Here is a 25,899-nt window from a genome sequence, read left to right on the forward strand (position 1 = left end):
GCCGGGCAAGCCGGCATGCGCGAGCATACTGTCATGACATTGCCCTCTGACATGACAGCCATCGCCATCGCCGTACCCGGTAGCCCCGAAGTTCTGACCCCGGTCCGGCAAGCCCCGCCGGTGCCCGGCCCCGCCGATGTGCTGATCCGCGTCGCGGCCGCCGGCGTCAATGGCCCGGACCTGGCACAGCGCCGCGGACACTATGCCCCGCCCCCCGATGCCTCCCCATTGCCGGGCCTCGAAGTTGCCGGCGAGATCGTGGCCCTGGGGGACGCCGCGGCCGGGTTCAGCATTGGCGACCGCGTGATGGCGCTCTGCAATGGCGGCGGCTATGCCGAATATGTCGCCGTGCCCAGCGGCCAGGTGCTGCCCATTCCGCAAGGCTGGAGCATGGTTGAGGCCGCCGGCCTGCCCGAAACCTGGTTCACCGTGACCCAGACCCTGGTCATGCGCGCCGGTCTGAAACCGGGCATGACAGTGCTCGTGCATGGCGGTGCGGGTGGCATTGGCGGCGCCGCCATCCAGATCTGTTCCATTGTCGGGGCCAGGGCCATCGCCGTGGTATCGAGTGCGGACAAGGCGGACTATTGCGAAGAGATCGGGGCCTTCGCCACCATCGACCGCACGCGCGAGAACATCGCCGACCGTGTCATGGAACTGACCGGCGGCCATGGCGCCGACCGCGTTGTCGATCTGGTCGGCGGTGCCCTTGCCGCTGTCAACATCGCCGCCTCGGCGCGCGGCGGTCACATCCTCCAGGTGTCGACCCTGGAAGGCGCCAATGCCACGGTGCCGCTCCGCGCCATGATGGCCAGGGACCTGACCCTCTCCGGCTCCACCCTGCGGCCGCAAAGCGCAGCGACCAAGGCGGCAATCGCCGAGCGCATCCGATCCGATTTTCTCCCCGCCCTGGCCACGCCGGATTGGACAAAGCCGCAGGTCACCACTTTTCCGCTTGAAGAGGCCGCCCGGGCCCATGCCGAAATGGAGAGCCGGCACCACCGTGGCAAACTGGTCCTGGTCACGGCATTCGGCGCCGGGGAGAACCAGAGTTAGCCGTTGCGATTGCGCGGCATTTTCCCTATATTGGTGCCCAGTTCCCCCTCAGCATTTGGCCAAGAGGCGGAGCGGCCCGGAGGAAGACCGGCCGCGCCAGCAGGAGAAATTTAACCATGTCCCAGTCCCTTCTGATGCCCAAGGCGACCGCCGTCTGGCTCGTGGACAACACCGCCCTGTCCTTCGAACAGATCGCCGCCTTCTGCACGCTGCATCCGCTGGAAGTGCAGGGCATTGCCGATGGCGACGTGGCCAGCGGCATCATGGGCGTCAACCCGATCCAGAACGGGCAGCTGACCCGCGAGGAGATCGAGAAGGCCGAGGCCGACCCGAGCTATCGCATGAAGGTGTCCGAACCCAAGGTTCGCGTTGCCGCTGTCAAGCGCAAGGGCCCGCGCTACACCCCGATTTCGCGCCGCAACGAGCGCCCCAATGCCATCAAGTGGCTGGTGCGCAACCATCCCGAACTCAAGGACGCGCAGATCATGCGCCTGGTCGGCACCACCAAGTCGACCATTGAATCGGTGCGCGAGAACACCCACTGGAACGCCGCCAACCTGACCGCCATGGACCCGGTGACCCTGGGCCTGTGCAGCCAGATCGACCTCGATCTCGAGGTCAAGCGCGCCAGCAAGGATGCGCCGAGCCAGGGCGAGTTCAATGAAGGCACCACCCTGCTCACCGCCGAGGAAGCGCTGGCCCGCGCCAATGCCCGCCTCGTCCCCGAAGGGGAATCCGGCTTTGGTGAAGACGGCTCGGGCCATGGCGCATCGGCCGGCCATGACGACCTGGACGCCGACTCGGTATTCGCCAAGCTCAAGTCGCTCAAGTCCGACAGCGACGAGTAGCCAGACGAGGCCAGCAGAATGGAAGACAATATTCTGCTGGCCATCTTCGCCCTGCTGGCGGCCAGTGCGGCGCTCGTACCGCTGGCCAAGGCCGCGGGCCTGGGCACGGTGCTCGGCTATCTTGCGGCCGGCATCCTGATCGGCCCCTATGGGCTGAAACTGCTGACCGACAGCGAAACCATCCGCCACATCGCCGAATTCGGCATCGTCCTGATGCTGTTCCTGATCGGGCTCGACCTGCAGCCGCGCGAAGTCTGGCGCATGCGCAACAAGGTCCTGGGCCTGGGCCTGCCGCAGATGGTGCTGACGGCCCTGGCCATCGCCCTTGCGCTGCAACTTGCCGGCTTCGCCCTCAACGTGGCCGTCATCGTCGGGCTGGCCTTTGCCATGAGCTCGACCGCGATCGCTATGCAGACCGCGGAACAGCGTGACATCACCCGCACCGATGCGGGCCGCGCCAGCCTCGCCGTGCTGCTGGTGCAGGACGTTGCCGTCATCCCCATTCTCGCCATCGTGCCGCTGCTCGCGCTCTCCGGGGGCGGCTCCAGTATTGAAACGGAACTTACCGAGGCCGTGGCCGAGGTCGACAATCCGGTCTTCTGGCAGACCTCCTTCCTGCTGCTGGCCACCTTTGTCGGCGCGGTGGCCGGTGGCCGCTATATCGTGCGGCCGCTCCTGGCCTTCATTGCCCGCACCGCCGTGCGCGAGGCCTTCACCGCCCTCGCCCTGGCGCTGGTGATCGGGGCAGCGCTGGCGACGCAGGCGCTAGGCCTTTCCCCTGCCCTGGGCGCCTTTATCGGCGGCGTGCTGCTGGCCGACAGCGAATATCGCCACGAGCTCGAGAGCAATCTCCAGCCCTTCAAGGGCTTGCTGCTGGGCCTGTTCTTCGTGTCGGTCGGCATGTCGATCGCCTTTTCCGAATTCCTCAGCAGCCCCGTCGCCATCCTGGCGCTGGTTCTGGGCGTCATCGTCGTCAAATTTGTCATTCTGCTGGGCCTGTGCACCCTGTTCCGCATGAACCGGGCCGATCGGCTGCTGGTGGCCATTCTCCTCAGCCAGGCCGGCGAGTTCGCCTTCGTGGTCCTGCAGTTCGCCAACAATCACGGCGCCCTGGGGGCCGATGCCTTCGCCATGTTCACCGTGGTCGTGGCGCTTTCCATGGCCACGACGCCCCTGTTGCTCCTGGCCTTTGACAAGCTGGTGGCGCCCCGCCTCGACGCCCGCAGCAAGCAGGAGCGCGCGGCCGATACCGTCGATGAGACCCACCGCATCGTCGTGCTCGGCTATGGCCGCTTCGGGCAGATCGTTACCCGCATGCTGCGCAGCTATGGCTATGACATGACCCTGATCGACGACGACGCGGCCCAGATCGAGCTGGTCCGCCGCTTCGGCGTCAAGGTCTTCTATGGCGATGCCTCGCGCACCGACCTGCTGCATGCGGCCGGTGTCGGACAGGCCGAACTGGTGATCATTGCCGTCGGTGGTGCCGACCGCATTCTGGAAATCGCCCGCAATGTGCGCCGGCACTTCCCCCATGTGGCCATTGCCGCGCGGGCCGTCGATCGCGGCCACGCCCATGAACTGATGGAACTGGGCGTCACCCTGTTCGAACGCGAAACCTTCCATTCGGCCCTGCAACTGGGCAAGCGGGTCCTGACGCACCTGGGCCATTCCGAGGAGGAGGCCGAGCAGTTGGCACGCGAGTTCCACGCCCGCGACCACGAACTGCTTCAGCGCGCCTTCGAGCTCCGCAATGACCGTGAGGCCTATATGGGCACAGTCCGCCAGTCCATGACCCTTCTGCACCAGGCCATGCAGTCCGATGCCCCAACACCAGCTGGCGGCAAAAGCCAGGCAAATCCCGCCGCGGAGAATCCATCACCAACCTCGCCTCCGCAAGACAAGCGCAAGCCCGGCAAGCGCGCATCGGGCAAGGTTGACAAATCACGCCTGCCGAGGTCGGGTTAGGCGATTTCCCGCCGGACTAGCCCATCCTCATGATTGATCCAGTTTTCGTCACGATCGCCGTGGTCGCGGTGCTCATCGTCGGCCTGTCCAAGGCCGGCCTGCTCGGGGGCCTCGGCGTCGTCGGTGTGCCGCTTCTCGCGCTCGTCATGGCGCCGCGCGACGCCGCCGGCATGATGCTGCCGGTGCTGCTGTGCATGGATGCGGTCGCCATCTGGATGTATCGCAAGGAATGCGACTGGGGCCTGCTCCGGATCATGCTGCCCGGTGCTGCCATCGGTACGCTGGTCGGCTGGGCGCTCTGGGCGGTGGTCAGCGACGCCGTCGTGCTGCTGATGGTCGGTATCGTCACCCTGCTCTTCGTGCTCGACGCAATCCTGCCGCTGCGCAAGAAGCTCGAGGGCCTGCCGCCCTCAAAGCCATGGGGCGTCTTCTGGGGCGGCATTGCCGGCTTTACCAGCTTCATCTCCCATACCGGCGGCCCGCCCTTCCAGATCTATGTGTTGCCGCGCCGCCTGCCGCCGGCCGTCTATGCCGGTACGACGGCCTTCTTCTTCGCCATCGTCAACACCGCCAAGCTGGTGCCCTATTATTTCCTGGGCCAGCTCAACATGCACAATCTCACCCTCTCGGCCGCCCTGGCGCCGGTCGGGATATTGGGTGTCTTCATCGGCATCTATCTGGTGCGTCGCATCGATGCGCGGCTGTTCTACCGCATCGCTTATTGGCTGGTGTTCCTCCTGGCCCTGCAACTGATCTGGGAGGGCACGAACCGGTTGATGGCGGGGTAATACTCCAGGCAAGGCCTCCTCACCGGACGCTGTCGCGTCGACCTCTCCCCCGGGGACCTCTCCCTTTGGGGGAGAGGTCGGCCGTAGGCCGGGTGAGGGGGCCTTTCACCGATAACCGTGTCACCGCACCGCCTTCACAGGCGGACTTCCGGTCGCTAAGGTCCCGGCCACTATCGTTTTCGGGAGTCGCGTTGCATGTCCGCCGCCGCACAAAAGGGCCACAACCAGTTCGGCAATCTGCCTGTCTGGGATCTCGACGATCTCTATCCCGGCAAGGACAGTCCCGAATTCAAGGCGGCCCTGGAAGAGGCCAAGACGCTCGCCGCCAAATTCGAGGCCGACTACAAGGGCAAGCTGGCCGACCTCACCACATCCGGCCAGTTGATCAAGGCGATCAAGGACAGCGAGACGCTGGGCGACCTCACCGGCCGCATCGGTTCGTTCGCCTTCCTCCAATATGCGCAGAGATCGACCGATCCGGACCGCGCCAAGTTCATGGGCGATACCAATGAGGCGCTGACCAATCTGTCGACGCGCGTCCTGTTCTTCGAGCTCGAATTGAACCGTATCGCGGACGCCGAACTCGACGCCGCGCTCGACAGGGACCCCGAGCTGGCGCGCTACCGCACCTGGTTCGCCGATTTGCGCAAGGCCAAGCCCTACCAGCTCGACGACAAGCTCGAGGAATTGTTCCACGACAAGTCGGTCACCGCCTTTTCGGCCTGGAACCGGCTCTTCGACGAAACCCTCTCCAGCCTCGAATTCGATGTCGATGGCGAGACCCTGAACCTTGAATCCACGCTGCACCTGCTCTCCGAAAAGGACGAGAAGAAGCGCGAAGCAGCCTTCCATGCCCTGGCCAGGACGCTCAAGGCCAATGGGCGTCTGTTCACCCACATCACCAATGTGCTTGCCAAGGACAAGGAAATCTCGGACCGCTGGCGCGGCTACCAGGACATTGCCGACAGCCGCCACATGGCCAATTCGGTCGAGCGCGAAGTCGTCGACGCGCTGCAGACCGCCGTGCAGGCCGCCTATCCGCGCCTCTCGCACCGCTACTACAAGATGAAGGCCAAGTGGTTCGGCAAGGACAAGCTCAATGCCTGGGACCGCAACGCGCCCCTGCCCACCAGTGACGAGCGCATCTGGGACTGGGACACCGCCGTTTCGACCGTGCTGGACGCCTATGGCCGCTTCTCGCCGGACCTGGCCGAAGTGGCCAAGCCCTTCTTCAATTCCGGCTGGATCGATGCGCCCACCGGCAATGGCAAGCTGTCGGGCGCCTTCGCGCACCCCACCGTGCCCAGCGCCCATCCTTACCTCATGCTCAACTATCTCGGGCGCACCCGCGATATCATGACGCTCGCCCATGAGCTGGGCCATGGCGTGCATCAGCGGCTTGCCGCCGCGCAGGGGCCGATCCTGGCCAACACCCCGTTGACCCTGGCCGAAACCGCCTCGGTCTTCGGCGAAATGCTGACTTTCCGGTCTCTGCTCGACAAGACCACCGACCCCAGGCAGCGCTTTGCGCTATTGTCCTCCAAGGTCGAGGACATGCTCAACACCGTGGTGCGGCAGATCGCCTTTTACACCTTCGAGCGCAAGGTCCACACCGCGCGTCGCCAGGGCGAGCTCAGAACCGAGGAAATCAATGCGCTCTGGCTCGAAGTCCAGGCCGAGTCGCTCGGCGAGGGCATCATCGCCAATGAAGGCTATGAGAGCTTCTGGGCCTATATTCCCCACTTCATCCACTCACCCTTCTATGTCTATGCCTATGCTTTCGGCGATTGCCTTGTGAACTCGCTCTACGCACAGTATGAGAAAGCCAGCGAAGGCTTTGCGGAGCGGTATTTCGAGCTCCTCAAGGCAGGGGGAAGCAAGCATCACTCAGAACTTCTGGCGCCCTTCGGGCTCGATGCCAAAGACCCCCAATTCTGGTCGCTCGGCCTCTCGATGATCGAGGGGTTGATCGACGAGCTGGAAGCCTCGGCTCCCTAGGCTGAGACTTTCGGCGCATAACCTAAAGACGACTATACTTCCGAGGACCTGATGGCCAAAACCCGCCCCGAGCATCACGCAGCCCCCGTACTGGAATCCGCAATGGACTATGCCGAGCACGAAAAGACGTACAACGGCTTCGTCACCGGCGTGAAATGGTCGCTTTACGCCCTCGCGGCCGTGATGGTGATCCTCTTTTTCGTGGTCAATCCCTGACCCGAAGCTAAGCAAGCAGGCACATGAAACGAGCCTGCCCGCGGGCAGGCGGGTAGGAGAGTTTCCATGAAGATTGCCGTTCTGCGCGAACGGTTCGAGGGAGAGAGCCGCGTTGCGGCGACGCCCGAGACGATCGCCAAGCTCATCGGCCTTGGCGCCGAAATCACCGTCGAAAAAGGCGCCGGGATCGGCTCGCGCATCTCCGACGCGCAGTTCACCGAAGCTGGCGCCGCCATCGGCGCCACGGCGGCGGCAACGCTCAAGGGCGCCGACATCGTGCTCTGCGTGCGCCGTCCCGCAGCGGCCGATCTCAATGGCGTCAACAAGGGCGCCCTCGTCATCGGCGCGCTCGACCCCTATGGCAATGAAAAGGACGTGGCAGCCCTCGCCAAGGCGGGCGTTGCCGCTGTCGCCATGGAGTTCATGCCGCGCATCACCCGCGCCCAGGTCATGGACATTCTCTCCTCCCAGGCCAACCTGGCCGGCTATCAGGCCGTCATCGAGGCCGTGGGCGTGTTCGACCGCGCCCTGCCCATGATGATGACCGCCGCCGGCACCGTGCGGCCCGCCAAGGCTTTCGTGATGGGCGCCGGCGTGGCCGGCCTGCAGGCCATTGCCACCGCCAAGCGCCTCGGCGCCATGGTCTCGGCCACCGATGTGCGCGCCGCCGCCGGCGAGCAGGTGGAATCCCTGGGCGCCAAGTTCATCATGACCGAGGCCCTCAAGGACGCCTCGGGCACCGGTGGCTATGCGCGCGAACTGACCAAGGATGAACAGGCGGCCCAGGCCGAACTGGTCGCCGGGCACATTTCCAAGCAGGACATCGTCATCACCACGGCGCTCATTCCGGGCCGCCCGGCACCAAAACTGGTGACCAAGGCCATGGTCGAGAGCATGGCGCCCGGTTCGGTGATCGTCGACCTCGCCGCCGAGCGCGGCGGCAATGTCGAATTGACCCAGCCGGGCAAGGTGATCACCCACAATGGCGTGACCATTATCGGCTACACCAACCTCGCCGGTCACATCCCGACCACCGCCAGCCAGCTCTACGCGCGCAACCTCCTCGCCTTCATCACCACGCTGATCGACGCCAAGGAGAAAAAGCTCGCCATCAACTGGGACGACGAACTGGTCAAGGCCACCGTGCTGACGCGCGACGGCGCAGTGGTGCATCCCAATTTCGTCGCGGCCCCGGCGCCGGCCCCCAAGGCAGAGACTGCGTCCGCAGCGGCGGAAACCAAGCCAGCGGCGAAGAAGCCTGCCGCCAGGAAACCCGCAGCCAAGAAGCCCGCTGCAGCCGCCAAGGCGCCGGCAAAGAGCGAAGCCGCGGCAGCAGCCAAACCGGCGGCAGCCAGGACACCCGCAAAAAAACCCGCCGGCAAGGCCGCTGCAACGGCGGATGCACCCGCCGCGACCGAAGCCGCAACGCCAAAGCCCGCAGCAGCCAAGAAGCCCGCGGCCCGCAAGCCGGCTGCCAAGAAGCCTGCCGCTCCCAAGGGAGGAGACAAGTAAATGGAAACAACGGCCGAAAACATCGCCGATGTCGGCGCAGCCCTGGCCCATGGGGCCATTGGCGGCGCCATCGATCCCTTCACCTTCCGCCTGGCCATCTTCGTGCTGGCGATCTTCGTGGGCTATTTCGTGGTCTGGAGCGTCACCCCGGCCCTGCACACCCCGCTGATGAGCGTCACCAACGCCATCTCCTCGGTCATCGTGGTGGGCGCGCTGCTCGCCGTGGGCGTGCAGCTGGCCAGTGACGCCAGCTGGGTCAGTAAGCTTTTCGGCTTCATCGCCCTGGTGTTCGCAAGCGTGAACATCTTTGGCGGGTTCCTCGTGACCCAGCGCATGCTGGCCATGTACAAGAAGAAGGGCTGATCGAAATGATCGACGCAAACATCGCCGCCCTTCTCTATCTGGTCTCGGGCGTTCTCTTCATCCTGGCCCTGCGCGGCCTGTCGCATCCCTCCTCCTCCCGCCAGGGCAACATGTTCGGCATGGTCGGCATGGGCATTGCCGTGGTCACGACACTGGCTGTTGCCTCGCCATCTGACTGGGTGAGCTGGCTGCTGATCATCGGCGGCCTGGGCCTGGGTGGCGGCATCGGCGCCTATATGGCCCGCACCGTCAAGATGACCGACATGCCCCAGCTGGTCGCCGCCTTCCACTCGCTGGTGGGTCTGGCCGCCGTCTTCGTGGCCGCCGCTGCGCTCTATGCCCCCGAGGCCTTCGGCATCGGTGCGGTCGGCGCCATTCACGCCCAGGCGCTGGTGGAAATGTCCATCGGCACCGCCATCGGCGCCTTCACCTTCACCGGTTCGGTCATCGCCTTTGCCAAGCTCAACGGCAATATGAGCGGCAAGCCGATCATCCTGCCCATGCGGCACCTGATCCACATTGCCATGGGCGTCGCCATCGTGGCGCTGGTCTGGGCCTTCACCAGCTCGGCCGAACCTTGGCTGTTCTGGGCCATCACCCTCCTCGCCCTGGTGCTGGGCGGGCTGATGATCATCCCCATCGGCGGCGCCGACATGCCAGTCGTGGTCTCCATGCTCAATTCCTATTCGGGCTGGGCGGCTGCCGGCATCGGCTTCACCCTGGGCAATACCGCGCTGATCATCACCGGGGCTCTCGTCGGCTCCTCGGGCGCCATCCTCTCCTACATCATGTGCCGGGCCATGAACCGCTCGTTCATCTCGGTGATCCTGGGTGGCTTCGGGGGTGACACGTCCTCCTCTGCCTCGGGTGCCGAGGACGACCGTCCGGTCAAGCAGGGCGCGGCCGACGACGCCGCATTCCTGATGAAAAACGCCGGCAAGGTCATCATCGTCCCCGGCTATGGCATGGCCGTGGCCCAGGCCCAGCACGCCCTGCGCGAAATGGCGGACCTGCTCAAGGCCGAAGGCGTCGAGGTCAAATATGCCATCCATCCGGTGGCCGGCCGCATGCCCGGGCACATGAACGTGCTGCTGGCCGAAGCCAATGTGCCCTATGACGAAGTGTTCGAACTCGAGGACATCAACTCCGAGTTTGCCCAGGCCGACGTCGCCTTCGTCATCGGCGCCAATGACGTGACCAATCCCTCTGCCAAGACCGACAAGACTTCGCCCATCTATGGCATGCCGGTCCTCAACGTCGAGGACGCCGGCACGGTGCTGTTCATCAAGCGCGGCATGGCCGCCGGCTATGCCGGGGTGCAGAACGAACTGTTCTTCCGCGACAACACCATGATGCTCTTCGGCGACGCCAAAAAGGTCACCGAGGACATCGTCAAGGCCTTCGGGCACTGATGGGTTGATGCTGAAGGACGAATTGAGGCAAGCGCGGCCATGAGTGCCGCGCTTCTTTCTTTCGCGCTGGCCAGCCTGTTGATCGAGCTGACGCCCGGACCCAACATGGCCTATCTCGCCATCGTCGCCGCTGATCGCGGTCGACAGGCCGGGCTGGCAGGCGTCGCTGGGGTAGCGCTGGGCCTGACCCTGCTTGGCATCGTGGCGCTGCTGGGCCTCGGCGCGCTCGTGCTCGACCAGCCCTGGCTCTACCAATCCCTCCGCTGGGCCGGTGTCGCCTATATGCTCTATCTGGCATGGGAGGCCTGGAGCAGTTCACGCAAGCCCGTCGGCCCGCTCGACGCCGAGGATGGGGCATGGCGCTTCTTCCGGCGGGGGCTGATCACCAATCTGCTCAATCCCAAGGCGGCACTATTCTATGTCACGGTTCTGCCTGGCTTTCTCACCGTCGCCACCCTGCATGAGGCGCTGCTCTTCGGCGCGGTCTATGTACTTGTCGCCACCCTCGTCCATGGCGGCGTGGTGCTGCTGGCCGGCACGGCCCAGCCCTTTCTGACGCTGCCATCCCGACGGCGCGCAATGGGCATGGTCTTTGCGGTGCTCCTGGTCGGCATCGCCTTCTGGGTCGCCCGCGGAACAGCCCTCTAAGCGGTTTTATCCGGCCAGCACTTGCCCTAGTCTGTCACCCGATCCGGGGGGCAAATCATGGCCAGAACACCGCGCAAACGCACCAGCACGGCCACGCCGGAGCCGATCACGCGGCAAGCCATCGTCGTCATCCATGGCCAGGGCGAGCAACGCCCCATGGGCACGATCCGCGATTTCGTCCAGGCACTCTGGCAGGACAATCCCCAACTCGACACCCCCGGCGAGGCCTATCCGCGCCCGCGACCCATCTGGATCGTACCCGACGACAAGAGCGGCCTTTATGAGCTGCAGCGGATCACCACGCCCGAGCACAATGGCCGCCGCACCGACTTCTTCGAGCTCTATTATGCGGACCTGCTGAACGCCACGCCGCTGCGCAATCTCTGGCGCTGGATCCGGCGCCTGCTGTGGATCGACCCGGCCTATGTGCCGCGCCACATGCGCTGGCCATGGGCAGTCTTCTGGTTCCTGACCGTCATTGCGATCACCAGCGCTCTGGGCGCGGTTCTGGCGCTGCCGCAGGTTTTCGACACGAACTGGTACGACCATTTCGTCTCCCCCGCCGCGCAACGTGGCCACTGGATCAGCCTTGTGGGACTGGCGCTGATCCTGCTGCCGAAATTCATCCGCCCCCTGGCCCGGCTCAAGGCCCTGCCACGCCCGCTGCTGGTCTTCGTGATCGCCATGGGATTTCTCGACAGTTTCGGCTGGAACGGCCATGTCGCCAATCTGATGCTGCTGGGCTGGCTGGCCTATCTCGCCGGCACGCTGCTGCTGCCCTATTTCGGCGATGCGGCCAGCTATCTCTCGGCCCAGACAGAGACGGTGCAAAGCCGGCAGGGCGTGCGCAATCGCGGCCTTGCCCTGCTCAAGGCGCTGCATGACGACCCCGAATATGACCGAGTGGTGGTGATCGCCCATTCCCTGGGCTCGGTGCTCGCCTATGACCTGCTGCATATCCTCTGGCGCGAGGTGGGACCGACCAAGGACAACCCGCCCGGCCCCGAGGCCGTGGCGGCCTTCGCCGCGCTCGATGATTTCGTGGCGGCCGGCCCCGACGATGACTGGGTCCCTGTCCGGGTGGAAGCCTATCAGAAGCTGCAATGGCAGCTCTTCGATGCCCTGCGCCGGCAGAAGGGCGAGCCCGGGTCATCCGAAGGCTCGGGATGGAAGATTTCCGATCTCGTGACGCTGGGCTCGCCGCTGTCGAGTGCTGAATTCCTCATCACCGATGGCCATGCCGATTTCTCGCGCATGAAGACCGAGCGCGTCCTGCCAACGGCCCCGCCCCAGCCCTATGATGACACGCGCGGCTCGATCTATCCCGATGCGCAGAAAGGCCCGTCGTCGCATCATGCGGCAGTGTTCTCGGCGGTGCGCTGGACCAATCTCTATGATCGCAGCGAGTCCCCGCTTTTCCTCCTGGGCGACGCCATTTCCGGGCCGCTCTCGGGTGCCGACCGGTTTGGGCCGGGCATCAAGGACGAGAAGGTCGAGATCACCTGGGGCCGGCTGGGCTGGCGCCTGTTCACCCATAATTTCTACTGGACCGACACCGCCCCCGACGGCAAGCCGCCGGCCGACCATATCACCACGCTGCGCAATGCAGTGGGCTTTGAGCGCCCATCGCCCTGAATGTCTGCTCAATCACCCTTGAGCAGATGCGCTCCCGTGCGGCCTTGCTGCCCAAACTGGTCGCCGGGATTGCGCAGCGGGCAGGTCCCGGTCGACAGGCACCCGCAACCGATGCACGTGCCGAGGCCATCGCGCAGCCGCTCGAGCCGGGCAATCCGCGCATTGAGCTGGGCATGCCAGAGCCCTGACATGCGCGCCCAGTCCTCGGGTCCAGGGGCCTTGTCGCGCGGCAGTTCGGCCATGGCCGCAGCGATCTCCTCGAGCGTGAGGCCCACGCTCTGCGCCACCTGGATGACCGCCACCCGCCGCAGCACGCTGCGTTCATAGCGCCGCTGGTTGCCCCCGGTGCGGATCGACTGGATCAGCCCCTTGCGCTCGTAGAAATGCAGGGCCGATACGGCCACGCCGGCGCGACGGGCGACCTCTCCAACGCTCAGCAGGGACTTCCACATGACGCTTGACCTCAACTAATGTTGAGGTTGTAGCAAGGGCGATATCACCCGACAAGCCGGCCACGACCGGCGCCTGGAGAGCCAAATTGGACGACATTTTCCGCCTGCTGCTGTTCATCCACATCGGCGCGTTGCTGTTCGCGGCCGCCACCAATCTGGTCATGCCCGTCTTGGTACCGGCGATGTTGAGTCTTGGCGCCGACGGCCGCGCAACCCTGGGGCCGCTGACACGCCGCCTGAGCATCAACGCCCGTCTGAGCCTGCTCACGCTGGTGCTTACAGGGGTGCTGATGGTCGCCATTCGCTGTGATGCGGGACTTTGGGCCAATCCCTGGTTCAGCGCCAAGATGGCCTGCGTGGCCGCGATCATCCTTTCGTTCGGTCTCGGCTTCACACCCTGGGCAAGGGCCGTTCCTCCCAAGGTCTTCGGACTGGTCACCCGCCTTGCATTGGTGGGTACCATTTTCTGCGCCGTTCTCGCCTTCAACTGAGCTTGACGGTCAATAATGCGGCGGCGGTTTTTCCGTCGCCGGATCGGCGATATAGCTGCCCGAACGCACCTGCTCTTCGAGCAAGGCCAATTTCTTGGTGAGCAGGTCAATGGTCTTCCACTGCTCGGTCAGGGCCGCGTTGAGTTCCTCGATCGTGTGGTCCTGATAGGCGACACGCGCTTCCAGCGCATCGATCCGCTCACTGTGGTCAGGACCGTCCATTACAATTCTCCGTGTTCACCGCCCCGCAATAGGGGCCTGATGCCCTCTACGCAAGCGTTCCGCATCTCCCGTGGGTTGACGCAAGCGGAACCCTTTGCCCCCGCCGCCCATTGACTCGGCACGTTCCGCCAATGGGGAGCCGCAAGATGGCAACCACAGCACCGCTCGTCATCGCCCGCCCGGGCACGCCTGCCAGCGCCACCAATCGGCATGCTGTCCTCGCTTGGTTCATCTGCACCGGCCTCCCTCTCGGCCTCTTCGGGCTCGTCAATCTGGGTACCGAACGCCTTGGCATCCTGCCGCTGTTTTTCGCACCCTTTGGTCTGCCCGGCTGGGTCGGCGCCATTGTCCACCTGGCGCAGCTGGCGCTGTTGGGCAGCGCCTATTGGGCGGTGACGCAGAGCGCAGCGCGCAGCCCGGCGCGGTTCTGGCTTATCGCCCTCATCCTGGGCTATGTGGCCCTGCCCTTTGTCACCCCGCCGCTCGATTCGCTGCAATTGAGCCTTGTCTGTTCGGCCCTGTTCCTCGTGGCCCTGGCCACCATCTCGCGGGTCGGCGTCGTCTCAAAGCTCGCTGCCTGGCTGATGGCCCCGATGCTGGCCATCATTGGCTTCAGTGCCATCATGGGCCTTGCCATCTCCGCCGCCTATGCACCGCCCTTCGCGCTCATGCAGGGCCACGACACCCCGCCTGCCAGCTGACAGTTACCTCCAGGTACCCTCTTGCCATGCTCCGCCCGGATTGCCATCTGGGCGGAGGTTTTTCGTTTCGGAGTGCATGATGGCCAAGCTGCTCAAGATCGACGTCTTCACCGATGTGGTCTGCCCCTGGTGCCTGGTGGGGTCGGCGCGGCTGGACCAGGCCCTCGCGAACCTGCCCGATGACATTGAGGTCGAAATCGAGAACCACCCCTTCTATCTCGATCCCACCGTCCCTCCCGAGGGCGTGGATGTCGGTGCCATGTTGCGCGAGAAATATGGCCGGGACCCCGCCGAGATGTGGGCACGGGTCGAAAGCGAAGCCCAAAAGGCCGGCATCACGCTCGATCTCAGCCGCCAGCCGCGCATGTTCAATACGGCCAAGGCGCATACGCTGACGCGGCTCTCCAAGGCCAATGGCAATCAGCACGACCTGGCTAATGCCATCGCCGAGGCCTATTTCCTCCAGCACCAGCAGATCAACGACGATAACGTGTTGGCCGACATCGCCGTCGAGCATGGCTGGGACCGGGGCGATGCCATGGATGCCATCAACGACGAGACCGAGCTCGATATCACAGCGCAGCTGGCGACGAGTGCCGCCCAACAGGGCATTCGCGGTGTTCCCTTCTTCGTCTTCGGCGAGAAATATGCCCTCTCCGGCGCGCAGCCGGACGAAGTCTTTGCACAGGCGCTCGACAAGACCATTTCCGAGCTCTGACGAGGGCCGAACAGGCTGCTATAATCCGGCAAATCACCTGTTCGGAAACTCTGCCTTGAAGCTCTTTCGCCGCCTGTTGCTCGCCACTTTGGTCCTGATCGCCTTGGGCTATTCGGCCGTGGTCGCCTATATGTATGTCAACCAGCGCGCGCTGCAGTACAATGCCCAGGGCAAGGTGTTCAGCCTGGCCGAGACCCGGCTGCCAAAGGCCAGCGATGTCTCCATCGATACCGGCGGTTCCACCGTCAACGGCTGGTATCAGGCGCCCAAACCCGGCATGCCGGTAATCCTCTACTACAAGGGCAACTCCAAGAGCTTCTCCGAGGAGCACGAACGCTTCGAGCAATTCGTGGCCGATGGCTACGGCTTCCTTGCTTTCGACTATCGCGGCTTCCCCGCCTCGCCCGGCGACATTTCGGAAGCCAATATCCTCAACGATGCGCTTGCCGCCTATGATTGGCTCGATGCGCAGACCGATGCCCCCATCCTGATCTGGGGCCGCTCGCTGGGCTCGGGCCCCGCCACTTATGTGGCCAGCCGACGCGAAGCCAGGGCCTTGTTGCTCGAAACGCCGTTCCTCTCGGCGGTCAACGTCGCCGCCGAGCGCTATCCCATCCTCCCAGTGGGGCTGGTGATGCAGGACCAGTTCCGCAACGATCTCTGGATCAAGGACGTGTCCGAGCCTGTCCTGGTTGCCCACGGCACCGCCGACCGCACCATTGACGGCTCGAATGGCGAACGCCTCTATGCCCTTGCGCCCGATCCGGCCGAACTCTGGATCGTGCCGGGCGCCGACCATTCCGACCTTTGGGATGCCGGCATCTGGTCCCATGCCGAGGCCTTTTTCCGGAAGGCCCTATCGCAGTGAAGAGCCCCCGCCTGCTGGGGATGTCGCCCCGGCGCACCGCCATTATTGGTGGGTTGATGGTGGCAACCGGCCCCCTCAGCCTCACCCTCTATAGCCCGGCCCTGCCGGCCATCGTCACCGGGCTGGGAACCGACGATGCCGGCGGCAAGCTGACCATGTCGGTCTATTTCGCCGCCTTTGCCCTGGCCCAGTTGATCTGCGGGCCGCTCTCGGATCGCTATGGCCGACGCTGGGTCGGCATCGGCTTTTTCGCCATTTATGTCATCGGCTCGCTGGTGGGCGCACTCGCCCCGACGCTGGAAGTGCTGCTGCTGGGGCGGGTGCTGCAGGGCTTCGGCGTGTCCGCCGGCGTGGCACTGTCCCGCGCCATGGTGCGCGACCAGTTCGTGGGCATGGACGCCATCCGCATCCTCACCCTGGTCAATCTCATCCTCACTGTCGCGCCCGCTGTGTCGCCGACCCTGGGCAGCCTCATCATGCTGGTCGGGTCCTGGCATGTGATGTTCCTGGTCATGGCCGGCTTCGGCCTCGCCATCATCGCCATGCTCGGCCTGGGAGCCCGCGAAACCCTGCCCGAGACCCAGCGTACGCCGCTGCATCCGGTCACGGTAATCCGCAATTATGCGCAATTGCTGCTGGCGCCCGCCTTCCTGCTTCCCGCCCTGGTCCTGGCACTCGCCTTTGGCGGGTTCTACGGCTTTGCCGCGCTCCTGCCCTTCGTATTGATCGACCAGATCGGGCTCACCCCGTTCCAGTTCGCCATGGCCATGCTGATCCAGACCGGGTCCTTCATCACCGGCAATCTGCTGGCGGGACGTCTGGCCAACCGGCTCGATGGACCTCGGCTGGTGCTGGTCGGCCTGGTCTTTCTGGGGCTGGGCGGTCTGGGCTTTGCCATCGGGCCGCGGCTCTTCCCTGATTCGGTCCTCGCCACCATGGCGCCGGTGAGCCTGTGGATGCTGGGGCTGGCCACCATTGGGCCCAGCGCCACTGCCAGCGCCATGGCCCGCTATGGACACATGGCCGGCTCCGCCGGCGCTCTGACCGGCTTCTTCCAGATGGGCGGCGGCTTCCTCGCCTCGCTACTGGCAATCGCCCTGTTTCCAGATGCCCACGCCGCCATGGTCAGCCTGCTGCCGATCCTGGCCGGGCTCGCAATTGCGACCGCGCTGCTGCATCGCCGGCTCTATCCCGGGCAATAAAAAACGCCGCCCCGAGGGGACGGCGTCGAAAATTCCTGGCTAAAAGCCTGGGCCTAGCTGGCGCGGCCCGGAGCGGCAACAATGCCGCCTTCGCGCTGAGCGCGCTTACGGGCCAGCTTGCGAGCGCGACGAACGGCCTCGGCCTTCTGGCGAGCCTTCTTCTCAGAGGGCTTCTCGTAATAGTTGCGCAGCTTCATCTCGCGGAAGACGCCTTCGCGCTGCAGCTTCTTCTTGAGCGCGCGCAGCGCCTGGTCAACATTGTTATCGCGAACGACTACTTGCAAAGGTCAACCGCCCTTTCAAAGCTATGCAAACTGTCTGGATGGAAGCAAAGCGGCCATAAAAACCGCCTCGCCGACCAGCTTAGCCGGTCACCGTGGCGGGCTCTATAGCCGATCGAAGCGACGCTGTCCACACTTGGGACGCGGAAATTTGCTGGCATCTTGTGGGATTTGCTGCCGGCCGCTACCCGTTCTCGCAGCAAAGGAGCCGTCCATGTACCAGCCCATCGTCTTCCTGCCTGGCCTCATCTGCGACCAGAGGCTCTGGCGCGACGTCATCGACGGGCTGGCGGACTGCGTCGCGCCCATGGTCGCTGACCTCCGGCTCGATGACACCATCGCCGCCATGGCCGCCCGGACCCTCGCCGCTGCACCGCCGCTCTTCGCCCTGGCTGGCCTGTCGATGGGCGGCTATGTGGCGCTTGAAATCATGCGCCAGGCACCCGAACGCGTCACCCATCTGGCTTTGCTCGACACCTCGGCCCGCGCCGACACCGAGGAACGTCGCGAAACCCGCCGCAAAGGCATAGAAATGATCGGCCAGGGCAAGTTCATCGGCGTTTCCCGCGGATTGCTCCCGACCCTCGTCGCCCCACACCATCTTGGAATGCCTCTCGCCGAGGAGGTGCAGGCCATGTCCGAGCGCGTCGGCGGTGAGGTCTATATCCGCCAGCAGAAGGCGATCATGGGGCGGATCGATTCGGTACCCAATCTGGGCGCAATCACCGCGCCGACATTGGTGGGGGTCGGCGCGCTGGACAAGCTGATCCCGCCCGAAATGTCCGAGGAAATGGCCGCACGCATTCCGGGCGCGGAACTGGCGACGTTCCCCGATGCCGGCCACCTGCCAACCATGGAAAATCCGCGTCCGGTCGTCGAAGCGATGAAAGTGTGGCTGGGGCGGTAGCCCTTGTCCCTTCTCCCCTTGTGGGAGAAGGTGCCCGTAGGGCGGATGAGGGGTAGGCCGCGAGACAAACCGAGCGTTTGGATAGAACCCCTCACCCGTCTCGCGCTCCGCGCGATCCACCCTCTCCCACAAGGGGCGAGGGGGCCATCGGCGTCCGTTTGGAGAGCTACCCTCGCACCACCCTGTTGATATGCCCCATCTTGCGGCCCGGTCGCGCCTCGGCCTTGCCATAGAGGTGCGGCTGGGTGTCGCCATCCAGGCCATTGGGGACCATCTCGACCTCGTCGCCGACCAGGTTCTGCATGACCACGTCGGCCATGCGGCGCGGGTCGCCCAGCGGCCAGCCGGCAATGGCGCGGATATGCTGCTCGAACTGGTCGGTCAGGCACACCGCCTCGGTCCAGTGGCCCGAATTGTGCACGCGCGGCGCGATTTCGTTGACGAGCAGGGTCGGGCGCTCGCCAGGAACCACGAAGAATTCCACGCCCAGCACCCCGACATAGTCCAGCGCCACGACGATCACCTTGGCCAGCATGGCGGCATGCTTCTCGACGCCGGGTGGAATATCGGCCGGCACGGTGGAGGTGTGGAGAATATGGTGCCGATGCACGTTTTCGGCCGCATCGAACGCCCGCACTGTGCCATCGGTGCCGCGTGCTACCACCACGGAAATTTCCTTCTCGAATGGCACGAAGCCCTCAAGCACCAGCGGATGCGGGGCCAGTTCGGCGAAAGCGGCCTCGGCATCACCCGGCGCGCGCAGCACGCGCTGCCCCTTGCCGTCATAACCCAGCCGCGTGGTCTTGAGCACCGCGGGCAGGCCATGCTCGGCCACCGCCTGATGCAGCTCATCAAGGCTGTGCACGGCCCGATAGGGCGCCACCGGAATGTTCTTGGAAGCCAGAAAGCCCTTTTCGAGCAGCCGGTCCTGCGAGACCGCCAGCGCATTGGCGCCGGGCCGCAGCGGCTTGATGCCGGCCAGCACCTCGGCGGTGGCCGCCGGCACATTCTCGAATTCATAGGTAACGACATCGACCTGAGCCGCAAAGGCCTTGAGGGCCTCGACATCGTCATAGGCGGCCACGGTCTTGAACGGGGTGACATCGAAAGCCGGACTCTGCGGGTCCGGACAATAGATGTGGCTCTTCAATCCCAGTTTCGCCGCCGCCAGCGCCAGCATGCGACCCAATTGTCCTCCGCCCAGAATGCCGATGGTGGAACCGGGAGCGAGAATGGTGGATTTGTCGGTCAAGGCACTACTCGAGATCGGACGGAAACTGGGGCACGGACTGGGTCTGGCGGGCGCGGTGCGCGTCGAGCCGATCGGCCAGGTCGTCGTCGCTCAGCGCCAGCACTGCGGCGGCCAGGAGCGCCGCGTTGATGGCACCCGGCTCGCCGATGGCCAGCGTCCCCACGGGAATGCCGCCCGGCATCTGCACGATGGAATAGAGGCTGTCCATGCCCGAGAGCGCCTTGGAGCGGACTGGTACGCCAAAAACGGGCAGCGGCGTCATGGCCGCGATCATGCCCGGCAGATGCGCAGCCCCTCCGGCCCCGGCGATGATCACCTTGACCCCTTCGGCGCGGGCATTGGTGGCGAAATCCACCATGCGCTCGGGCGTGCGATGCGCCGAAACGATGCGCGCCTCATACTCGACTTCGAGATTTTCGAGGGTTTCCGCGGCCAGCCGCATGGTGGGCCAGTCGGACTGGCTGCCCATGACGATGGCGACCGGTGGCTTGAGCATGGCGATTCCCCCGTGCCGCTCCGCAAAGCGCGCAATTAGCCCAATTCCTGCCACAACTCAAGGCGGCGGAACGCTCAGGCGATGATGTCGGGCAGCAGAATATTCTCGAGCTGGACGATGCGATCCTTGAGCGACAGCTTCCGCTTCTTGAGCCGCTGGATCAGCATCCGGTCGGCCATATGCGACTGGGTCAAGGTATGGATCGCGGCGTCCAAATCCGAGTGTTCCTGGCGTTTTGTCGCCAGTTCCAGCCCCAGCTGGGCTTCCTGTTCCTTGCTCAACTGCAACATGGGATATCGGCATGCTCGGGCATCGATCTCACTCTTGGTTAACCGATCACGCAGAGTTTTGCATCTGAATTTCGGGCCCCTGTGAAACGACGTCGACAAAGCATGAAATATTTGTGACGATACCTGTGTCCAACACGCTGAAAGGAGTTGTCATGACGACTGAAGGCCACATCGCAGCGCTGGAACGGCGCCATCAGGAGCTGGATCGGATGATCCAGAGCGAATCCCAAAATCGGCTCGCCGATGACCTGACGGTAGCAGCGCTGAAGCGGAAGAAACTCGAGGTGAAGGACGAACTTTACAAGCTCCAGGGCGCCACGCGGCAATAAGGCAGCAGAAACAAAAATCATCGTATGCTCTGGAGGGTCACGGCTCATGCCGCGGCCCTTTTTCATGCCGGCGATGAGATGCGGGATTTGCTAGGATTAACATCCTCTTAAGGAGCGGTCGGCATCGTCTTTCCCAAAACGGCACAACCCGATTCGTGCCGGCCAATTTTGACTTTGGGGTAGATATGACGCGGGTTCTGGTGGTCGATGATGATCCGGTGCAATTGCGGCTGACCGCGGAAATTGCCAACCGGGCGGGCTTCAAGCCCATCACTGCCACGGGCGGCGAACAGGCCCTCGACATCCTGCGCGAGGACCGGCAGCTGGGCGCCATGATCCTCGACCTGGTCATGCCCGATCTCGACGGGATGGCAGTCATGGAGGCCATGCGCAAGGAGGGGCTGACCACCCCGGTCATCATCCAGACTGCCAATGCCTCACTGGAAACCGTGATCTCGGCGATGCGCCAGGGCGCCGCCGATTATTTCGTCAAGCCCGTTGCGCCGGAGCGCCTCATCATCTCCCTGCGCAACGCCATGAAGCTCGACGCGCTCGAGGCGGCCATCCGCGCCGAGCATGCCCGCCGGGCCGGCACCTTCTCGCGCAAGGACATGATCGCGACCGCGCCGAGCATGGCGCGCGTCATCACGCTTTGTGCCAAGGCGGCCAAGAGCACCATTCCGGTGCTGATCGAGGGCGAGACCGGCGTGGGCAAGGAACTGGTTGCCCGCATCATCCAGGGCACCGGCGAACGTGCCGGCAAGCCCTTCGTCACCGTCAATTGCGGCGCCATCCCGCCAAACCTGGTCGAGTCCGTGCTGTTCGGCCACAAGAAGGGGGCCTTTACCGGCGCCCATGCCGATCAGGCCGGCAAGTTCAGCGAAGCCCATGGCGGCACGCTCTTTCTCGACGAGGTCGGCGAGTTGCCCCTCGAAACTCAGGTCAAGCTGCTGCGCGCCCTGCAGGAAGGCGAAATCGAGCCGGTGGGCGCCAGCAAGCCCGAGAAGGTCAATGTTCGGCTCATCTCCGCCACCAACCGGCGCCTCCTGAACCTGGCCAAGTCCGGCGAATTCCGGGAAGACCTGTTCTATCGCCTCAATGTCTTTCCCATCTATGTGCCGCCGCTGCGCGAGCGCCGGGAGGACCTGCCGGCCCTGCTCGACCATTTCACCGCCCGGTTCTCGGCCGAGGCCGGCAAGCGGGTGCTTGGCGCTTCGCCCGCCGTCATGGACCTGCTCCAGGCCTATGACTGGCCCGGCAATGTTCGCCAGCTCGAAAACGCCGTCTATCGCGCCATTGTACTCAGCGACGGCCCCTTCCTCGAAACCCAGGACTTTCCGCAGATCGTGGCGCAGTCCGCCGGACGCGAGGAGGCATTGCGGGCCGTCGAGAAGGTCGCGGCCCCCAGCGAGCCGGTGCATATCGACGCTGCCACGGCCCGGCCTCGACCGGATCCCGCACCAGCCCCTGCGCGTGACCGTTTCCTCTCCGACAATGGTGACTTGCAGCCGCTATCGGATATCGAGCGCGAGGCCATCGCCTTCGCCATCGCTCATCATGGCGGGCGCATGTCGCGGGTTGCCCGGGCGCTCGGCATCGGTCGTTCCACGCTCTATCGCAAGCTGCATGAATACGGCATGGCCGACGGCCTGATCAACGACGCGGCCTGACTGCGGGAATTTGACAGGAAGCGCGCGCGTTAACCCTGTTCCTTACCTGCTCGTTAAGAGATTGGCGCGAATTTGCACCAAACTCTTAACGACGAGGCAATCATGAGATCCTCTGCCACCGCGCTGCTTGCTCTGGTTCTGGTTTCCGCGCCCGCCCAGGCGGCTGATCTGGGTTGGGGCGGCAACACGTCCCCCATCTATTCGCCCACCAGCGCCGCGCAGTGGACCGGCTTCTATGCCGGGGTCAGCGGCGGCTATGGCTGGGGCACCACGGTCAATTCGCCCGCCCTGGCTGGCGGCGTCACCGATAACAATGCCGGCGGTTGGAGCCTGGGCGGACAGGCCGGCTACAATGTTGACATGGGCGGCTTCGTGCTGGGTGGCGAAGCGGACCTGCAGTGGTCCAGCATCGGCTATCGCGAGCCAATCGCCGGCGGAAACTTCGAAGCCAGGACCGATCTGTTCGGCACCCTGCGTGCCCGCGCTGGTGTACCGGTAGGCCAGGTCATGCCCTATGCCACGGCCGGCGTCGCCTATGGCCGCGGCACCGCGCAGGAGACCACCGGCGTCGTCACCTCGCAGTCGGCCAGTCATTTCGGCTGGGCTGCGGGCCTGGGCCTCGAGGCGCAGGCCACAGCCAACCTCTCGCTCAAGGCCGAGTATCTCTATGTCGACCTGGGCACCCAGTCCTACAATGGCCTGCCGGTGGGCAATCGCGACATCTCGCAGCGCTTTTCAGTGGTCCGCGCCGGTATCAACTACAAGTTCTAGGCGGTCTGCCCATCGCACCTGCAGGCGCTTCAGTTCTGGGGCGCGGCATCGATCAGCCTCGCCCGGATGCTGCGAGAAATGTTGTCGATGACCGCGACGGTGACCAGGATCATCAGGATGATGAAGGCAACTTCCTGCCAATTGTTGATGCGCATCCGGTCCGAGAGGGCAAGCCCAATGCCGCCTGCGCCAACAATGCCCAGGATGGTGGCGGAGCGTACATTGGATTCAAAGAAGTAGAGCACGTGGCTCATCATCACCGGCAGGACCTGCGGAAACACGCCCAACCGCATGACATGGGTGTCGTTGCCGCCAGCGGCGCGAACCCCCTCTACCTGTTTGGTTTCCACATTCTCGATGGCTTCGGCAAAGAGCTTGGCGAAGATCATGAGATCACCCACGGCAATGGCGAGCACCCCGGCGAACGGCCCCAGTCCGACGGCGGAAACGAAGATCAGCGCCCAGACCAACCCGTCAATACCGCGAAACCCATCATAGATACGGCGAAGGCCGAAATGGAACAGCCAGTTCGGCATGATATTCTTGGCCCCGAGAAAGCCTAGCGGAACAGCAAGCACGGCGGCGATGACCGTGCCCAGGAATGCCATGCCAAGCGTCTCGAGCATGGCGTGGACATAGCTCCAGAACCCATCGCCGGGATGGGGTGGGATCATCAGGCCAACCAGCAGGCCCAGCTTGTTGAGGCCATTGACGATCCGCATGGGGTTCGCATCGACCCACCAGAGCCCATAGGCCAGAGCGGCAATGAAGCCGAGCCAGAGTGCCCAGGTCCGGATCTGTGCGATCAGCGGGCTGGAAAACAGTTCCGGATTGGTGCGGCGCAGACGCGCGATTTCGCCATGGGTTGTCCTGTTCACGTCAGTGCCCCGCCTGCATGTCCTGCCCGATCAGCCGGTGGCGGATCGTCTCGCAGGTGATGTCGATGATGGAAGTGGTGGCGATCAGCAGAAGCATGATGGCCGAAATGTCGGTATATTCGAACTGGCGAATGGCGACGTAGAGCTCCTGCCCGATGCCTCCGGCGCCGACAATGCCCAGGGCCGAAGCGCCGCGCACATTGATTTCGAAGCGCAGCAGCAAATAGCTGGCGTAATTGGGCAAAGCCTGGGGCACCACGCCCAGCCGCATCAGCATGGGCCAGTTGCCGCCGGCGGCGCGGACACCCTCGATCGGCCGGGGGTCCACATTCTCGTTCACCTCGGCAAACAGCTTGCCCAGCGAACCGGCCGTATGCACCGCAATCGCCAGCACGCCGGCAAAGGGACCGAGCCCGAAGGCGAAAACGAAAATGAGCGCGAAGACCAGCTCGGGAACCGTGCGCAGGAACTCGAGGCTACGCCGTGCCAAAAAGTAGATACCCGTGTTCTCGACCAGATTGCGCGAGGCGGGGAAACACAGCAGCAGGGCGATCAGCCCCCCGAGCACGGTGCCGACAAAGCCCATCAGGATGGTTTCGACCAGAAGGCGCAGCCAGAAACGCAGCCCCCAGTACCAGTCCGAGAGATCGGCACCGAGCGTCTCTAGGGACAGCTTCGGCAAGGTCCCGACAATGTAGTTCCAGGCCTTGGGCAGGCCGTTCATCAGTCCGACCAGATTGAAATCGCTGACGGCAACCGAGCCGGCCAGGGCAATGGCGAAGAGAACCAGGTGAACGAATGTCCACAATCGTTTGTGGCGGCGTTCCTCGGCAAATCGCTGCTCGAAATCGACCAGCCGCTGCGGCCGGCCGGCAGCAAAGCTAGCCTCAGAATGTCCCATTGTGGTCATATCGGACTGTCCTTGTCGCGGAGTGAAAGCCGGCGCGCGATGCCGCGCGCCGGAAGGCATTGGCCCGATCAATTGCCGCCGGTGCGGCGACGTTCCTCTGCGTTGAACTCGGTGATGGCCACCACGTCGAGATAGTCCTCGTGCTTGGCTTCCACGTAGCCGCTCGAAGTGCCGTTGGTGTAGGTGGCGAAGGCTTCCGGGTCCTTTTCCGGGAAAGCGAGCAGAGCCGTCTTGAACGCGTCCTGCAGCTCCTGCGGCAAGGTCGTCAGCATCATGACCGGGGTGTTCGGGATGACGGGCGAGGTCCAGATGATGCGGGTCGAGCCGGCGGGGATCAGGCCCTTCTTTTCCATGTTCTGGATATTGCCCGCCTCTTCATTGCGCCAATGGGTGGCAACGGCGTCGAATGTGCCGTTGACGAGCGCCATGACGCTCTGCTCATGGCCGCCCGAGAAGGCCACTTCGCTGAAATATTCGTCGGCGCTGGTCTTGAGTTCGGTCGCCAGATAGTAGGACGGAACGGCGTAGCCCGAGGTCGAGTTGGGATCGGCGAAGGCAAAGGACTTGCCCTTGATGTCCTCGAGGCTCTGATAGGGGCTGTCGGCGCGCACGGCGATCACCGAGTGGTAGCCCAGATTGCCTTCGTTATCGAGCGTGACGGCGACCGGAGCAATGTCTTCGCCCATCACCTTGCGGGCCAGGGCATAAGCGGCCGGACCGACGGAGGCGAAGTGCACGTGCCCCGAACGCATGGCCTCGATGACGGCCGCGTAGTCGGTGCCGCGCACGATATTGACCGGCACGCCGAGCTCGGCGCTCAGGTAAGCGGCATAGGGCTCGGTGCGGGCGATGGCGTCAGTTTCATTCTCGCTGGACGATATCCCGATGGTGAGTTCGGGATACTGCTCCCGCCAATCCTGGGCGGCGGCGACAGAAACGAGGGCGGCCGAGATCAGTACGGCCGCAAGGCTGCGGCGCACGAAGGTGAACATAGCAATGGCTCCGATGTTGGGACTG

General features: G+C 64.4%; 29 protein-coding genes. 20 read left to right on the plus strand and 9 right to left on the minus strand.

All coding sequences use genetic code 11. From position 1 onward, the window contains the following. Nucleotides 1–33 precede the first annotated feature (33 nt). From K1X15_RS16655 to K1X15_RS16705, 11 genes are all read left to right on the plus strand, one after another. The gene (locus K1X15_RS16655; protein WP_220304714.1) at nucleotides 34–1,056 is read left to right on the plus strand and encodes an NAD(P)H-quinone oxidoreductase; all 1,023 of its coding nucleotides are present in this window, start codon (nucleotides 34–36) and stop codon (nucleotides 1,054–1,056) included. Nucleotides 1,057–1,172: 116 nt separating this feature from the next. Beyond that, complete coding sequence (locus K1X15_RS16660) at nucleotides 1,173–1,904, plus strand: DUF1013 domain-containing protein (RefSeq protein WP_220304715.1); 732 nt, start codon at nucleotides 1,173–1,175, stop codon at nucleotides 1,902–1,904. 18 nt (nucleotides 1,905–1,922) lie between these two features. Next, complete coding sequence (locus K1X15_RS16665; protein WP_220304716.1) at nucleotides 1,923–3,872, plus strand: monovalent cation:proton antiporter-2 (CPA2) family protein; 1,950 nt, start codon at nucleotides 1,923–1,925, stop codon at nucleotides 3,870–3,872. A 29-nt stretch (nucleotides 3,873–3,901) separates the two neighbouring features. Then, on the plus strand, nucleotides 3,902–4,660 hold the full coding sequence (locus K1X15_RS16670) for a sulfite exporter TauE/SafE family protein (protein WP_220304717.1): 759 nt from the start codon (nucleotides 3,902–3,904) through the stop codon (nucleotides 4,658–4,660). Between the two features lie 195 nt (nucleotides 4,661–4,855). Next, entirely contained in the window at nucleotides 4,856–6,658 is a 1,803-nt protein-coding gene (locus tag K1X15_RS16675) for a M3 family oligoendopeptidase (protein ID WP_220304718.1), read from the plus strand. Between the two features lie 51 nt (nucleotides 6,659–6,709). Beyond that, complete coding sequence (locus K1X15_RS16680) at nucleotides 6,710–6,874, plus strand: aa3-type cytochrome c oxidase subunit IV (RefSeq protein WP_220304719.1); 165 nt, start codon at nucleotides 6,710–6,712, stop codon at nucleotides 6,872–6,874. A gap of 66 nt (nucleotides 6,875–6,940) precedes the next feature. Beyond that, nucleotides 6,941–8,386, plus strand: a complete 1,446-nt coding sequence (locus K1X15_RS16685) for a Re/Si-specific NAD(P)(+) transhydrogenase subunit alpha (RefSeq protein ID WP_220304720.1) — start codon at nucleotides 6,941–6,943, stop codon at nucleotides 8,384–8,386. Beyond that, entirely contained in the window at nucleotides 8,387–8,749 is a 363-nt protein-coding gene (locus K1X15_RS16690) for a proton-translocating transhydrogenase family protein (RefSeq protein ID WP_220304721.1), read from the plus strand. Nucleotides 8,750–8,757: 8 nt separating this feature from the next. After that, nucleotides 8,758–10,161 carry an NAD(P)(+) transhydrogenase (Re/Si-specific) subunit beta gene (locus K1X15_RS16695; RefSeq protein WP_220307585.1) on the plus strand — a complete coding sequence of 468 codons (1,404 nt, stop codon included), beginning with the start codon at nucleotides 8,758–8,760 and terminating at the stop codon, nucleotides 10,159–10,161. 39 nt (nucleotides 10,162–10,200) lie between these two features. After that, nucleotides 10,201–10,809, plus strand: a complete 609-nt coding sequence (locus K1X15_RS16700; protein WP_220304722.1) for a LysE family translocator — start codon at nucleotides 10,201–10,203, stop codon at nucleotides 10,807–10,809. Nucleotides 10,810–10,866: 57 nt separating this feature from the next. After that, complete coding sequence (locus tag K1X15_RS16705; protein ID WP_220304723.1) at nucleotides 10,867–12,444, plus strand: hypothetical protein; 1,578 nt, start codon at nucleotides 10,867–10,869, stop codon at nucleotides 12,442–12,444. 8 nt (nucleotides 12,445–12,452) lie between these two features. Here the strand turns inward: K1X15_RS16705 and soxR are convergent, their stop codons facing one another. Beyond that, a complete protein-coding gene (soxR, locus tag K1X15_RS16710; protein ID WP_220304724.1) occupies nucleotides 12,453–12,896 on the minus strand; it encodes a redox-sensitive transcriptional activator SoxR in 444 nt (147 codons plus the stop codon). Nucleotides 12,897–12,982: 86 nt separating this feature from the next. Between soxR and K1X15_RS16715 the strand changes: the two genes are divergently transcribed. Next, nucleotides 12,983–13,387, plus strand: a complete 405-nt coding sequence (locus tag K1X15_RS16715; protein WP_220304725.1) for a hypothetical protein — start codon at nucleotides 12,983–12,985, stop codon at nucleotides 13,385–13,387. A gap of 9 nt (nucleotides 13,388–13,396) precedes the next feature. On the opposite strand, the gene K1X15_RS16720 is transcribed toward K1X15_RS16715, so the two are convergent. Further along, nucleotides 13,397–13,609: a SlyX family protein gene (locus K1X15_RS16720; protein WP_220304726.1), complete on the minus strand. Its 213-nt coding sequence runs from the start codon at nucleotides 13,607–13,609 to the stop codon at nucleotides 13,397–13,399. Between the two features lie 146 nt (nucleotides 13,610–13,755). Between K1X15_RS16720 and K1X15_RS16725 the strand changes: the two genes are divergently transcribed. The 4 genes from K1X15_RS16725 (at nucleotide 13,756) to K1X15_RS16740 (ending at nucleotide 17,098) form a co-directional block, all read left to right on the plus strand. After that, on the plus strand, nucleotides 13,756–14,310 hold the full coding sequence (locus K1X15_RS16725) for a tryptophan-rich sensory protein (protein WP_220304727.1): 555 nt from the start codon (nucleotides 13,756–13,758) through the stop codon (nucleotides 14,308–14,310). 79 nt (nucleotides 14,311–14,389) lie between these two features. Then, the gene (locus K1X15_RS16730; protein WP_220304728.1) at nucleotides 14,390–15,028 is read left to right on the plus strand and encodes a DsbA family oxidoreductase; all 639 of its coding nucleotides are present in this window, start codon (nucleotides 14,390–14,392) and stop codon (nucleotides 15,026–15,028) included. Nucleotides 15,029–15,083: 55 nt separating this feature from the next. Beyond that, nucleotides 15,084–15,896: an alpha/beta hydrolase gene (locus tag K1X15_RS16735; protein ID WP_220304729.1), complete on the plus strand. Its 813-nt coding sequence runs from the start codon at nucleotides 15,084–15,086 to the stop codon at nucleotides 15,894–15,896. Continuing rightward, nucleotides 15,893–17,098, plus strand: coding sequence for a multidrug effflux MFS transporter (locus tag K1X15_RS16740; RefSeq protein WP_220304730.1), 1,206 nt, complete (start codon nucleotides 15,893–15,895; stop codon nucleotides 17,096–17,098). The genes K1X15_RS16735 and K1X15_RS16740 overlap by 4 nt, the downstream gene beginning before the upstream one ends. A 53-nt stretch (nucleotides 17,099–17,151) precedes the next feature. On the opposite strand, the gene rpsU is transcribed toward K1X15_RS16740, so the two are convergent. Next, on the minus strand, nucleotides 17,152–17,382 hold the full coding sequence (gene rpsU / locus K1X15_RS16745; RefSeq protein WP_220304731.1) for a 30S ribosomal protein S21: 231 nt from the start codon (nucleotides 17,380–17,382) through the stop codon (nucleotides 17,152–17,154). Nucleotides 17,383–17,593: 211 nt separating this feature from the next. On the opposite strand from rpsU, the gene K1X15_RS16750 reads away from it, so the two are divergent. After that, entirely contained in the window at nucleotides 17,594–18,286 is a 693-nt protein-coding gene (locus K1X15_RS16750; RefSeq protein ID WP_220304732.1) for an alpha/beta fold hydrolase, read from the plus strand. A 166-nt stretch (nucleotides 18,287–18,452) separates the two neighbouring features. On the opposite strand, the gene K1X15_RS16755 is transcribed toward K1X15_RS16750, so the two are convergent. The 3 genes from K1X15_RS16755 to K1X15_RS16765 form a co-directional block, all read right to left on the minus strand. Further along, entirely contained in the window at nucleotides 18,453–19,538 is a 1,086-nt protein-coding gene (locus K1X15_RS16755; protein WP_220304733.1) for a 5-(carboxyamino)imidazole ribonucleotide synthase, read from the minus strand. Between the two features lie 4 nt (nucleotides 19,539–19,542). Further along, a complete protein-coding gene (purE, locus tag K1X15_RS16760; RefSeq protein ID WP_220304734.1) occupies nucleotides 19,543–20,034 on the minus strand; it encodes a 5-(carboxyamino)imidazole ribonucleotide mutase in 492 nt (163 codons plus the stop codon). A gap of 74 nt (nucleotides 20,035–20,108) precedes the next feature. Then, nucleotides 20,109–20,324, minus strand: a complete 216-nt coding sequence (locus K1X15_RS16765; protein ID WP_220304735.1) for a YdcH family protein — start codon at nucleotides 20,322–20,324, stop codon at nucleotides 20,109–20,111. 152 nt (nucleotides 20,325–20,476) lie between these two features. Here K1X15_RS16765 and K1X15_RS16770 point away from each other — a divergent pair, with 152 nt between their 5' ends. The 3 genes from K1X15_RS16770 to K1X15_RS16780 all read left to right on the plus strand — a co-directional run bounded on the left by K1X15_RS16770 (nucleotide 20,477) and on the right by K1X15_RS16780 (nucleotide 23,094). Further along, nucleotides 20,477–20,653, plus strand: a complete 177-nt coding sequence (locus tag K1X15_RS16770; protein ID WP_220304736.1) for a YdcH family protein — start codon at nucleotides 20,477–20,479, stop codon at nucleotides 20,651–20,653. Nucleotides 20,654–20,838: 185 nt separating this feature from the next. Further along, a complete protein-coding gene (locus tag K1X15_RS16775) occupies nucleotides 20,839–22,323 on the plus strand; it encodes a sigma-54-dependent transcriptional regulator (RefSeq protein ID WP_220304737.1) in 1,485 nt (494 codons plus the stop codon). A gap of 102 nt (nucleotides 22,324–22,425) precedes the next feature. Next, nucleotides 22,426–23,094, plus strand: a complete 669-nt coding sequence (locus K1X15_RS16780) for an outer membrane protein (protein ID WP_220304738.1) — start codon at nucleotides 22,426–22,428, stop codon at nucleotides 23,092–23,094. 29 nt (nucleotides 23,095–23,123) lie between these two features. Here the strand turns inward: K1X15_RS16780 and phnE (K1X15_RS16785) are convergent, their stop codons facing one another. From phnE (K1X15_RS16785) to phnD, 3 genes are all read right to left on the minus strand, one after another. After that, nucleotides 23,124–23,972 carry a phosphonate ABC transporter, permease protein PhnE gene (phnE, locus tag K1X15_RS16785; RefSeq protein WP_220304739.1) on the minus strand — a complete coding sequence of 283 codons (849 nt, stop codon included), beginning with the start codon at nucleotides 23,970–23,972 and terminating at the stop codon, nucleotides 23,124–23,126. Nucleotide 23,973: 1 nt separating this feature from the next. Further along, nucleotides 23,974–24,882: a phosphonate ABC transporter, permease protein PhnE gene (gene phnE / locus K1X15_RS16790; protein ID WP_240549529.1), complete on the minus strand. Its 909-nt coding sequence runs from the start codon at nucleotides 24,880–24,882 to the stop codon at nucleotides 23,974–23,976. Nucleotides 24,883–24,950: 68 nt separating this feature from the next. Then, the gene (gene phnD, locus K1X15_RS16795; protein ID WP_220304740.1) at nucleotides 24,951–25,874 is read right to left on the minus strand and encodes a phosphonate ABC transporter substrate-binding protein; all 924 of its coding nucleotides are present in this window, start codon (nucleotides 25,872–25,874) and stop codon (nucleotides 24,951–24,953) included. Nucleotides 25,875–25,899: the final 25 nt, after the last annotated feature.

This window comes from Devosia salina (assembly GCF_019504385.1).
GTDB lineage: Bacteria > Pseudomonadota > Alphaproteobacteria > Rhizobiales > Devosiaceae > Devosia > Devosia salina.

Excerpts from the sequence above, each read along its gene's own strand:
- K1X15_RS16655 (WP_220304714.1), top strand. The coding sequence starts at position 34 with ATGACATTGCCCTCTGACATGACAGCCATCGCCATCGCCGTACCCGGT.
- K1X15_RS16660 (WP_220304715.1), top strand. The coding sequence starts at position 1,173 with ATGTCCCAGTCCCTTCTGATGCCCAAGGCGACCGCCGTCTGGCTCGTG.
- K1X15_RS16665 (WP_220304716.1), top strand. The coding sequence starts at position 1,923 with ATGGAAGACAATATTCTGCTGGCCATCTTCGCCCTGCTGGCGGCCAGT.
- K1X15_RS16670 (WP_220304717.1), top strand. The coding sequence starts at position 3,902 with ATGATTGATCCAGTTTTCGTCACGATCGCCGTGGTCGCGGTGCTCATC.
- K1X15_RS16675 (WP_220304718.1), top strand. The coding sequence starts at position 4,856 with ATGTCCGCCGCCGCACAAAAGGGCCACAACCAGTTCGGCAATCTGCCT.
- K1X15_RS16680 (WP_220304719.1), top strand. The coding sequence starts at position 6,710 with ATGGCCAAAACCCGCCCCGAGCATCACGCAGCCCCCGTACTGGAATCC.
- K1X15_RS16685 (WP_220304720.1), top strand. The coding sequence starts at position 6,941 with ATGAAGATTGCCGTTCTGCGCGAACGGTTCGAGGGAGAGAGCCGCGTT.
- K1X15_RS16690 (WP_220304721.1), top strand. The coding sequence starts at position 8,387 with ATGGAAACAACGGCCGAAAACATCGCCGATGTCGGCGCAGCCCTGGCC.
- K1X15_RS16700 (WP_220304722.1), top strand. The coding sequence starts at position 10,201 with ATGAGTGCCGCGCTTCTTTCTTTCGCGCTGGCCAGCCTGTTGATCGAG.
- K1X15_RS16705 (WP_220304723.1), top strand. The coding sequence starts at position 10,867 with ATGGCCAGAACACCGCGCAAACGCACCAGCACGGCCACGCCGGAGCCG.
- soxR (WP_220304724.1), bottom strand. The coding sequence starts at position 12,896 with ATGTGGAAGTCCCTGCTGAGCGTTGGAGAGGTCGCCCGTCGCGCCGGC.
- K1X15_RS16720 (WP_220304726.1), bottom strand. The coding sequence starts at position 13,609 with ATGGACGGTCCTGACCACAGTGAGCGGATCGATGCGCTGGAAGCGCGT.
- K1X15_RS16725 (WP_220304727.1), top strand. The coding sequence starts at position 13,756 with ATGGCAACCACAGCACCGCTCGTCATCGCCCGCCCGGGCACGCCTGCC.
- K1X15_RS16730 (WP_220304728.1), top strand. The coding sequence starts at position 14,390 with ATGGCCAAGCTGCTCAAGATCGACGTCTTCACCGATGTGGTCTGCCCC.
- K1X15_RS16750 (WP_220304732.1), top strand. The coding sequence starts at position 17,594 with ATGTACCAGCCCATCGTCTTCCTGCCTGGCCTCATCTGCGACCAGAGG.
- purE (WP_220304734.1), bottom strand. The coding sequence starts at position 20,034 with ATGCTCAAGCCACCGGTCGCCATCGTCATGGGCAGCCAGTCCGACTGG.
- K1X15_RS16765 (WP_220304735.1), bottom strand. The coding sequence starts at position 20,324 with ATGTTGCAGTTGAGCAAGGAACAGGAAGCCCAGCTGGGGCTGGAACTG.
- K1X15_RS16770 (WP_220304736.1), top strand. The coding sequence starts at position 20,477 with ATGACGACTGAAGGCCACATCGCAGCGCTGGAACGGCGCCATCAGGAG.
- K1X15_RS16775 (WP_220304737.1), top strand. The coding sequence starts at position 20,839 with ATGACGCGGGTTCTGGTGGTCGATGATGATCCGGTGCAATTGCGGCTG.
- K1X15_RS16780 (WP_220304738.1), top strand. The coding sequence starts at position 22,426 with ATGAGATCCTCTGCCACCGCGCTGCTTGCTCTGGTTCTGGTTTCCGCG.
- phnE (WP_240549529.1), bottom strand. The coding sequence starts at position 24,882 with ATGACCACAATGGGACATTCTGAGGCTAGCTTTGCTGCCGGCCGGCCG.
- phnD (WP_220304740.1), bottom strand. The coding sequence starts at position 25,874 with ATGTTCACCTTCGTGCGCCGCAGCCTTGCGGCCGTACTGATCTCGGCC.